General features: G+C 63.1%; 7 protein-coding genes. All 7 read left to right on the plus strand.

Going from position 1 to position 9,472, the window contains the following annotated elements; all coding sequences use genetic code 11:
• Positions 1 to 3 precede the first annotated feature (3 nt).
• Genes tssL through P9254_RS23875 form a run of 7 tightly spaced genes read left to right on the plus strand, consistent with a single transcriptional unit; the run spans position 4 to position 9,301 of the window.
• Complete coding sequence (gene tssL, locus P9254_RS23845) at positions 4 to 1,338, plus strand: type VI secretion system protein TssL, long form (protein ID WP_278057219.1); 1,335 nt, start codon at positions 4 to 6, stop codon at positions 1,336 to 1,338.
• Positions 1,338 to 4,880: a type VI secretion system membrane subunit TssM gene (gene tssM, locus P9254_RS23850; RefSeq protein WP_278057220.1), complete on the plus strand. Its 3,543-nt coding sequence runs from the start codon at positions 1,338 to 1,340 to the stop codon at positions 4,878 to 4,880. Before tssL ends, tssM begins: the two co-directional genes overlap by 1 nt.
• Complete coding sequence (tagF, locus tag P9254_RS23855) at positions 4,862 to 5,401, plus strand: type VI secretion system-associated protein TagF (RefSeq protein ID WP_095827000.1); 540 nt, start codon at positions 4,862 to 4,864, stop codon at positions 5,399 to 5,401. The genes tssM and tagF overlap by 19 nt, the downstream gene beginning before the upstream one ends.
• The gene (locus P9254_RS23860) at positions 5,401 to 6,504 is read left to right on the plus strand and encodes a DUF2169 family type VI secretion system accessory protein (protein WP_278057221.1); all 1,104 of its coding nucleotides are present in this window, start codon (positions 5,401 to 5,403) and stop codon (positions 6,502 to 6,504) included. The genes tagF and P9254_RS23860 overlap by 1 nt, the downstream gene beginning before the upstream one ends.
• Positions 6,501 to 7,523 carry a beta-ketoacyl synthase N-terminal-like domain-containing protein gene (locus P9254_RS23865; protein ID WP_278057222.1) on the plus strand — a complete coding sequence of 341 codons (1,023 nt, stop codon included), beginning with the start codon at positions 6,501 to 6,503 and terminating at the stop codon, positions 7,521 to 7,523. Before P9254_RS23860 ends, P9254_RS23865 begins: the two co-directional genes overlap by 4 nt.
• Entirely contained in the window at positions 7,523 to 8,458 is a 936-nt protein-coding gene (locus P9254_RS23870) for a DUF4150 domain-containing protein (protein ID WP_245322307.1), read from the plus strand. Before P9254_RS23865 ends, P9254_RS23870 begins: the two co-directional genes overlap by 1 nt.
• Before the next feature lie 3 nt (positions 8,459 to 8,461).
• Positions 8,462 to 9,301: a hypothetical protein gene (locus P9254_RS23875; protein ID WP_095823908.1), complete on the plus strand. Its 840-nt coding sequence runs from the start codon at positions 8,462 to 8,464 to the stop codon at positions 9,299 to 9,301.
• The last annotated feature ends 171 nt before the right edge of the window (positions 9,302 to 9,472 follow it).

Consider the following 9,472-nt stretch of genomic DNA (forward strand, 5'->3'; position numbering starts at 1 on the left):
GCCATGAGCCGGGATGATCCTTTCGGACTGTCGGAGGATCGCGAACGCACGCGCATCAGGCTGACGGGCGCTTCGCCCCGGCCGATGGCGCCGCTGGTGCCTGGCGCGCCGGTGAAGCGCGCGCGCGCCCATCCCAATGTGCTGATCAATAGCTTCGCGCCGCTGCTCGAATTCGCGCCGGAGTTGGAAAGCGCGCTGGCGCCGGAGAACCCGGAAGTGCTGCGCACGCGCCTGCTCGAGGAGCTCGTGCGCGCACGCGATGCCGCGATGGCCGCGGGCTCGTCGCTGGAGCGGGCCGATCAGGCCGCCTGGGCGGTGGCGGCCTTGCTCGACGATCTCGCGCTCAACACGCCCTGGGGCGGCGCCAGCGCCTGGCCACGCCAGCCGCTGGTGGTGATGCTGCGCGGCGACGTCGATGCCGGCACGCAGTTCTTCTCGCGGCTCGACGAACTGGAGCGGCATCCGAACCGCGACCGCGAAATGCTGGAGTTGCAATATTATTGCCTGGCTCTCGGCTTCCGCGGCAAATATCGCGTGCCTGGCCGCGCCGGCGACCGCTCGCTCAATGCCGTTCGCGTGGCGGCGGCGCGCTTCCTGCGCAATGCCGATGCCGAAGATGCGCCGCTGTCGCCGAACTGGAAGGGCGTGATCGCCTCGGACGAGCCGCAGCGCTTCATCGTACCGATCTGGGTGATGGCGCTGGCGGCCGTGGTCATCGCCGGCGCTGCTTATGTCGGCCTGTCGATGGGGCTGAGCAGCCAGGCGGTCGAGCTCTCCGCCCTGGTCCGCGCTTTGCCGCCGCCCTCGCGGGGCGACGTCACCCGCGCCGCGCCCAAGGTCGACGCGCCCGAACCCGAGGCGCCGCAGCCGGAACCGGTCGATTTTGCGCTGCTGCCTGAATTCAAGGCCGAGGCACCGGATGGTCTCAAGCGGGCGCTGAGCGGGACCGAGAGCGTGTCGCTGGCCAAGCTCGTCATCCAGTCTTCCAATCCCGAACTGTTCCAGTCGGCGCGGCCAACACTCACGCAGGGCTATGAGCCTCTAATCGAATCGATCGCCAAGGTGATCCTCGCCAATCAGGAACTGATCGGGAACGTCACGGTGGTCGGCCACACCGACAATGTGCGGCTGCAGAAATCCAACCCGCTTTCGTCGAACCAGCGGCTGTCGGAAGCGCGCGCCGAGACCATAGCCAATCTTCTGGTGCAGGCCGGCGTCCCGCAGGAGCGCATTCATTCGGAAGGCCGCGCCGAGACCGATCCGGTGGCCGACAACTCGACGCGCGAGGGCCGCGCGCTCAACCGCCGCGTCGAGGTCCTGGTCGAGAAGAGGCTCTGATGTTCATCTTGCGCTTCCTCTGGGCGGTTCTCACCTCGCGCTTCCTTTGGACGCTGATTGGCATCGCGCTGCTTTCGCTGCTGATCTGGGTGTTCGGCCCGATCGTCCAGGTCGGCCCGTATGCGCCGTTCGATTCCGACAATGTGCGCATCGCCATCATCGCCGGGCTTATCATCCTGTGGCTGATCTGGCTGATCATCGGGCAGCGCCGCGCGATCCGCGCCAACCGCATGTTCGTCGCCGAGATCGCCGCGCCCGTGGCGGAAAAGCAGCTCACTCCTGGCGAGGAAAGCGTTGCCGCGGTCGGCGCCAAATTCGGCGAGGTGATGGCGGAGCTCAAGCGACGCAAGCTCGGCGGCCGCAAATTCCTGCGCGAGATGCCTTGGTATGTCATCGTCGGACCGCCGGCCACGGGCAAGACCACTGCGCTGCGACAGTCAGGCCTCAACTTCCCGATCGATCTCACCGACGATCTGCAGGGCGTCGGCGGCACGCGCAATTGCGACTGGTTCTTCTCGGAGAATGCGGTGCTGATCGACACCGCCGGCCGTTACGTCCAGCAGGAAAGCCAGCCGGATGTCGACGCGACGGAATGGCTGGGTTTCCTCGATCTTCTCAAGAAGCATCGTGGCCGGCGCGCACTCAACGGCGTCATCGTCGCGCTGTCGATCGATGCGCTTTCGGAAGGCGACGAAGCGATCAAGGCGCATGGCCGCAAGATCCGCCGCCGGCTGGCGGAGCTGAACGACCGCCTCGAAATTCGCCTTCCCGTCTATCTGATGCTGACCAAGGCCGACCTGATCAAGGGCTTCGAGGCCTTCTTCGGCGGTCTCTCGACCGCCGCCCGCGAGCAGGTATGGGGGACGACCTTTCCGCTCGATGCCCGCATCGACGCCAAGACCATCGAAAGAGAGCTCGCCGCGCTTGCCACGGAGCTGGAGCGGCGGCTGGTGCCGCGTCTGGAGGACGAGGACAAGCTCGGATCGCGCGCGGAAATCTTCCGTTTCCCGGCCCAGCTCGCCAGCCTCTCCGAGCCGATCCAGGTGCTGATCGAGGCGATGTTCGGCGAAAGCCGCTACGAGGAAGCCGCCTGGCTGCGCGGCCTCTATCTGACCTCGGCGACACAGGAAGGCGCGCCGATCGACCGGCTGACGGCGGCGCTGTCCTCCTCCTTCGGACTGCCGCCGCGCCGCGCGATGCTGGCGCCGCGCGTCGAGAAGCGCAGCTTCTTCCTGCGCAATCTCCTGACCGAGGTCATCTTCAAGGAAGCGGGTCTCGGCACGTTCGATCCGCTGGCGCAGCGCCGGCGCGCCTGGATCTGGCGCGGCGCGGCCGCGGCTTGCGCGCTTGCCGCCCTGCTGGCGGGCGGGCTGTTCACCTGGTCCTATCTCGACAACCGCAATGCGATCACCGAGCAGGCCGGCCAGTTTGAGGCGCTGCAGGCGCCGCTCACCGACGTTTCCGCCACGCCGGCTTCGGTGGAGCAGCCGACGATGGATGGGGCGCTGGCCGCGATGGACGCGGTGGCGACGGCTCGCACCGCACCGCCGGATGCTGTCCACAATTTGCTCGGCCCGACCGCTTCGGCCGAGCTCGTGCGCGCCCAGACCGACACTTACGACCACGCGCTGCGCAACGTGCTCGAGCCGCATATGGTGGCGCTGCTCGAGGCCACGATGTGGCGGCAGATCCGCGATCCGGATTTCATGCTCGGCGCGCTGAAGACCTATCGCATGATGACCGGCCTGTCGCAGATGGACACCGACTTCGTGCAGAACTGGTGGGTGAACAGTCTGCCGGAATTCGCGCCCGCGCCGCCCTTCCCGACCGCCGACGCCGAACAGCACCAGCTTGCCGCGATCCGCCGCATGGCGGTTGACGACAGCTACATCGCCCCGGACAAGGAGCTGGTGGCCGAGGCGCTGAAGACGGTGTGCACCATCTCGCTGCCGGAGCGCGCCTACAAGCAGTTGCTCGCGGATCCGGAAGTGGCAGCGGTAAAGGAATGGGTGCCGGCCAATTTCGCCGGCCCGAACGGCGCCAAAGTGTTCGCGCGCCGCTCCGCCAAGACGCTGCGCGTCGGCGTTCCCGGCGCCTACACATATGCCGGCTTCCACGACGCCGTTCTCGATCGCGTCGAGGATGTGGCGGCGCAGGCGGCGCTCGATCGCGCGGTGTTCGCCGGCGGCTGCTCGGAGAATGCCGAGACCTCGGTGTCGGCGCTGTCCGAAGACATTCTGAAGCTCTACTACGACGACTACATTTCGCAGTGGGACAGCTTCCTGCGCGACATGCGGCTGGCGCCGCTGACCGATCTCAACGTCGCCAGCGAAAATCTCAAGGACCTTTCGAGCGCCGATTCCGCGCTGAAACGCCTCCTCACCGCCGTCGTGCAGGAACTCGATCTCACCCGTTCCGACGAAGCGCCGGCTGACAACAAGAACGGCGCCGCCGCCAAGAGCGGCTCGAAGCTGCTCTCCAAGCTCGGCAAACTCGGCAAGGTCGTGAAGACGGGAGCGAAATTACTGCCGCGCGCGGGCTCGGCCGAGCAGGTCGACATGACCGGCAGCCTGGTGGCCGAACACTTCAAGCCCCTCAAAGGCACGATCGCCGAGGTAGACGGCCAGCCGCCGGCGCTCGACGCAGCCGTGGTGGCGCTGACGGCGCTGTCCAATGTGCTGCAGACCGTCTCGGCCAACCCCGACCCGCAGGACGCCATCAAGAAGCAGGGCGGCCTGGCCGAGCTGACGGGGGCGGTCGCAAGACAGGCGCAGATCCTGCCTTCGCCGATCAACGACTGGCTGGGCGGGATTGCCGGCGACACCAGCGGCCTGTCGCAGAAGGCGGTCACCAACGAGCTCAATGCCATCTGGCGCGCCGACATCCTGCCCTTCTGCCAGGCTGCGCTCAACAACCGCTATCCGTTCAGCCCGGAGAGCGCGGTCGACGTCAATGTGCGCGACTTCCAGCGCCTCTTCGGCCCCGCCGGCCTGATCGACGCCTTCATCAACGACCATCTGATCAACTATGTCGACACCGCCAGCCAGCCGTGGAAATGGCGCGCCGATTTCGGCCTCGACGCGGCCGCGCTGGCGGCGTTCGAGCAGGCACGGCACATCCGCGACGACCTGTTTCCCGGCGGCACCGGCCCGGTGATGAACTTCACGCTGGAGCCAAAGGACCTGTCGCCCAACGTGGCGCGGGTGACGCTCAACCTCGATGGCCAGAACCTCGTCTACTACAACAACGCGACCCGGCCGCAGCCGATGACATGGCCCGGCAAGGACGGCACCGGCGTGATCTCGCTCGCCTTCCAGCCGGTCGACGGCTCACCCGAGGTGATGCTCAACGAGACCGGCAGCTGGGCGTGGCTGAGGATGCTGCGCAGCGGCAAGTTCGCCGGAACCAACCTTTCCGACGTCTATAGCCTGCGCCTCGGCACGAAAGGCATGTATGCCGATTTCGAGCTCAAGGCGGCCAGCGTCGAGAACCCCTACACACTCGAGATGTTCAAGAAGTTCACATGTCCGCCGCAGATATGAGCACCGGCTTCTACGGCAAAATACCCGCCACTGGCGATTTCGTGACGCGGCGGCTGCCGGGCGATTTTGTGCGCGTCTGGGATCGCTGGCTGGCGCAGCAGATCGTCCCGCTGTTTGGCCACGATGCCTGGCAGACGGACACTGCCTTGCGCTTCCTCGCCGGCCCCGCCTCGTTCGGCGCCTCGGCCGGCGTCATCGTGCAGAGCGCCGACAAGGTCGGCCGACAGTTCCCGCTCAGCGTCGTCGCACGGCTTGCCGAGGCGCCGCTCAGGCTGGCCTATTCGGATGCCTGGTTCGACCGCATCGAGGAAGCGGCCTTCGCCGCGCAACGGGGCGAGCTGACCCCCGACGAACTGGATGCCGCGCTGGGCGCACTACCCGCGCCGGCAGTCGATGAGGATGGCGATGTCATCGACGACCTCGTCATGTGGACCGCGCGCACGGATATCTTCGACGTCGACCCGCAGGCGCCGCAAAAGACGGTGGAGCGGATCTTCGCCGCTAGCTGGGAGACCAGCTGATGCAGATCTGGAACCAGATGGGTTTTCCGCATCAGTTCACCATGGGCATGGACAAGGCCGGCCATGAGTGGATCGTGGTCGTGGTGAAGGGCACGTTCGATTTTCCGGAGAAGCCCGGCGGCCTCGTGCAGAAATCGGCGGAGCAAGTTCCGCTGGTCATGGCTGACACGCATACCGGCGCGCCGGGTTACTCAGCGACGCTGTGGGAGACCGACTTCGCCTTCCGTAAGCCGCGCTGCGACGTGATTGCCAATGGCTGCGCCTATGCACCGGGTGAACGCCCGGCGGAACGGGTACCAGTCGGCATCAAGGTCGGCAACTGGTCGAAGCTCTTCGAAGTGGTCGGCCACCGGGAGTGGCGGGCCATAGGTCCGGTCTTCACCGCAACTGCACCGCAGCCCTTCCTGAAACTACCGATCTCCTACGATTTCGCTTGGGGCGGCGTCGACCGGTTGGACCCCGAGGATCAGCTTCCCGCCAGCTACAAATACAACCCGGTCGGCACCGGCTGGTCTCGCGCCAAGAACCAGCGTTTCATTCCAGGCCTGCGGCTGCCCAACACGCAGGCGGTCAATGAAGAAATCCGCTCCCCCTTCGGCGACTACCAGCCGATAAGCTTCGGGCCGATGGGGCGAGGCTGGCCCGGCCGCATCGAATATGGCGGCACTTATGACCAGAACTGGATCGACAATGTGTTCCCATTCCTGCCGCAGGATTTCGACGAGCGCTACTTCCAGATGGCGCCGCCTGACCAGCAAATCGATCATCCGCGTGGTGGCGAAGAGGTGGTGTTGGTGAACCTGACGCCGGAAGGGCGCGTAAGCTTCCGGCTGCCCTCGACTGCGCTGCCGATGACACTGTTCAAGGGCAGGCAGAAAGCATACGAGGCCGATGTTTTCCCCGACACCATTCTCCTCGAGCCTGAGAAGCGCCGCTTTTCGCTGGTTTGGCGCGTCTCGCAACGCATCCAGCGGACTATCCTCGATTTCTCAGAATGCTGGGTCGGGCCGCCGACCGAGTCAATGCTGCGAGCACGCGCCAGTGGGCGCGCTTATGTTCGAGCCAGCCTCACTGTTCCTGATGACGAAGCTGAAGACGCATGAGTATCGCCGTCGATATAGCCGCGATTGGCATGGTGACGGCAGTCGGTCTTGATGCGCCCTCGGCCTGCGCAGCGATGCGCGCCCGCCTCGACGGTTTTCAGGAAACTCGCTTTCTGGGACCAAGCGGTCAATGGCTGACCGGCGCGCCGGTGCCTTTGCCACGCGAATGGATCGGCGAAAAGCGGATGGCCCACCTCGCCGCCGCCGCGATCTGCGAGGCCTTCGAAAGCGTTCCTGAAGCACGAGGTCAGACCGCGCTCATTCTATGCTTGGCAGAAGAGAGCCGGCCGGGCCGGCCGATAGCCGACGGAGGTCGCCTGCTTCGCCATATCGCTGAAATTATCGATGTCGAGCCCCACGCACGCTCGCGCATTATCAATCACGATCGTGCATCGGGCCATGTGGCGCTGGAACAAGCGCGCAGGATGATTGCATCGGGTGAGGCGCCTTACGTGATGATTGCCGGCGTCGACAGCTATCTGACGGCTCCGGCCATAGAACACTACCAGAAGAACAATCGACTTCTGGCGCCCGAAAATCCCAACGGTTTTATCCCCGGTGAAGCAGCTGCGGCAGTTCTGTGCCTGCGATCGGGGCGTGGTGGCTTTCGCCTCTTCGGCCTCGGCCTGGCCCGCGAGGTCGCGTCGATCTACAACTCCGACGACTTGCCCTTGCGCGGCGATGGTATGACTGCGGCATACGACATAGCCTTCAAGGAAACGGGCATCGAGATGAGCCGACTCGGCTATCGCATTGCCGATCTAATCGGTGAGCAATACTGGTTTAAGCAGAGCGCACTGGCAAGCTTGCGTCTATTGCGCGGCCGTCACGATTTTCAGGACATCTGGTCCCCAGGCGAATCGCTTGGCAATGTGGGCGCGGCAGCAGGTCCGCTCATGATTGGCATGGCTTGGATGGCTGCCCGCAAGGGATATGCCGCCGGCAGTCCAGTGCTAATCGAAGCATCGAACGATGCCGGCGCATGTGGCGCCGCACTCTTTGCAACGAGATTCGACTAGTGAGCAATGTATTCGCGAATGGTCTGGAAATTTCCGGCAAGGCGGTGAACGCCCAGACAATTGCTGCATTCCCTGACGTTTGCTTCACGCCACCCGAAAACCCAGCAACCCCCCCTGGAGTGCCCATCCCGTATCCCAGCTTCGGGATGGCCAGCGATACCGAGCAGGGGACGAGCACTGTCAAGATCGGCGGGAAGACCGTCAATATCAAGAACAAATCCGACTTGTCCAAAACGTCCGGGACAGAGGCGGGCTGTGCCGCCAAGAAGGGCGTTATCACTTCGAAGAACACCGGCAAGGAGTACTTCAACTCCTGGTCAAACAACGTAAAGTTCGATGGCGAGCCGGTTATCCGGAATACGGATCTTGCTACTAACAATCATGCATCTCCAATAGGCAACACCCCGCCTTGGGTTCATATAGCGTCCTTGTCCGTAGGCGGACAGAACTGCTTAGCGTTGCTTGCCTCGATTGACATCCATGTGCACCCTTATGACGAGGCTGACAATCACTGCAAGAAAGGAAAACAGCAGTCCGACCACGTCATTCAGAATGCCTTTTTTGAACCCGAGCGTGGTGGCGGACCAATAGGTGCCTTCCCACGTTATACCGAGGGCGACGCGCCTTGCATTTGCCTCAACGACGGGAAGAAAAAAACCACGCAGCATGGCAAAAAGTCCCGCAAGCAGATCAAGCGGGCGGCAGCGCAGCGCCGAGCGGAAGGTGCCGGTAAGTCAGGTGCCTGTTCGCAAACATATGAAGAGGCTCGGGACGCCGAACTTCAGCATACAGCAGAAAGCCTTCCTAAGCTGGCCGCTAGCCCTGACGCCCAGGAATGCCTGAAGGCCATATGTGACACCTATTTCAAATGGGCCACCAGAAAACGGAGCCAAGACCGGCTCAACGAAGTCAAATGTGACGTACCAAAGGTATGATCGATGGAATGCACCGACGCACACATCGCCGTAAACGACGCCTTTTTCTGCCTGTTTTACGAGGAACTCGGCCCTGGCGATCATCTTTCTCGCATCTATCATTTTAGCGGGCGAAGAAATCCCCAGGTCCGGCTCGTCGCCGAGATTCGAGATTGGGTAGCGTCGATCTGGGCCAACCGCTCTGGCAAGCTTTTTGGAGCTGTCTGGGATGGTCAAATCCTATTGATCGGAGACAGGGTCGAACCGATCGCCACTGTTGATCTTCTGGGGACGATCAAACTCACCGGTTTCGCGGATGAACCTCAGTTCATAATGGGTGAGGATGGTCTCATCTTCGAGAACCGGCGCGGCTCATGGCAACGAATCTCTTTCCGCGGCAAGCAGGATATCTACTCAGTGGCACGAAGGAAGAGAGACGAATATGTCTTCGCCGCCTCATCCGGCCGGATAATTACCTATGTGGCGGGCACCGCCTCCGTTGAGCATCTTCCAACAAACGTCGATTTGCACGGAATCGCCTTCACCACACCGGAAAAAGGCGTGGCAGTTGGGGATGAAGGCGTCGCCTTTCTATACAGCTCAGGTTCTTGGACCGATATTTCCGAAGATCGTCCCAGCCTGCAGGATGTTCACGCTTTCAAAGGTCGATTGCTAACCACGTTAGAAGCTGAAACGATCGACGAGATCGCTGGAGACGGCTCCTTCGCTACGCTTTACGAGAGGCCAGGGTACTATCTTTCCTCGAACGACGACTTCTGCGTAACCTTTGACGACGAGGCGGCACATATCTTCGACGGCGACCGATGGACCTCCGTTCCGTTCTCCGGTCTTATCCCGTTCTAAAACTGGCTTTAGAGCGTCGGACCATCAGATTGAATCGCGAAGGATTCCGCTGATGTAAGGTTTGTGGTTCACTTCCTTGTGGAGGTGATTTGCCATGCCCAAGCCCTATTCGCTCGATTTGCGTGAACGTGTTGTGCGGTTTGTCGAGGCGGGCCATTCTCGGCGTGCGGC

It is taken from the genome of Mesorhizobium sp. WSM4983 (genome assembly GCF_029625765.1).
Classification (GTDB): domain Bacteria; phylum Pseudomonadota; class Alphaproteobacteria; order Rhizobiales; family Rhizobiaceae; genus Mesorhizobium.

Coding starts and splice junctions, on each gene's coding strand:
- P9254_RS23875 (WP_095823908.1), top strand. CDS start 8,462: ATGGAATGCACCGACGCACACATCGCCGTAAACGACGCCTTTTTCTGC.
- P9254_RS23860 (WP_278057221.1), top strand. CDS start 5,401: ATGCAGATCTGGAACCAGATGGGTTTTCCGCATCAGTTCACCATGGGC.
- tagF (WP_095827000.1), top strand. CDS start 4,862: ATGTCCGCCGCAGATATGAGCACCGGCTTCTACGGCAAAATACCCGCC.
- tssM (WP_278057220.1), top strand. CDS start 1,338: ATGTTCATCTTGCGCTTCCTCTGGGCGGTTCTCACCTCGCGCTTCCTT.
- tssL (WP_278057219.1), top strand. CDS start 4: ATGAGCCGGGATGATCCTTTCGGACTGTCGGAGGATCGCGAACGCACG.
- P9254_RS23865 (WP_278057222.1), top strand. CDS start 6,501: ATGAGTATCGCCGTCGATATAGCCGCGATTGGCATGGTGACGGCAGTC.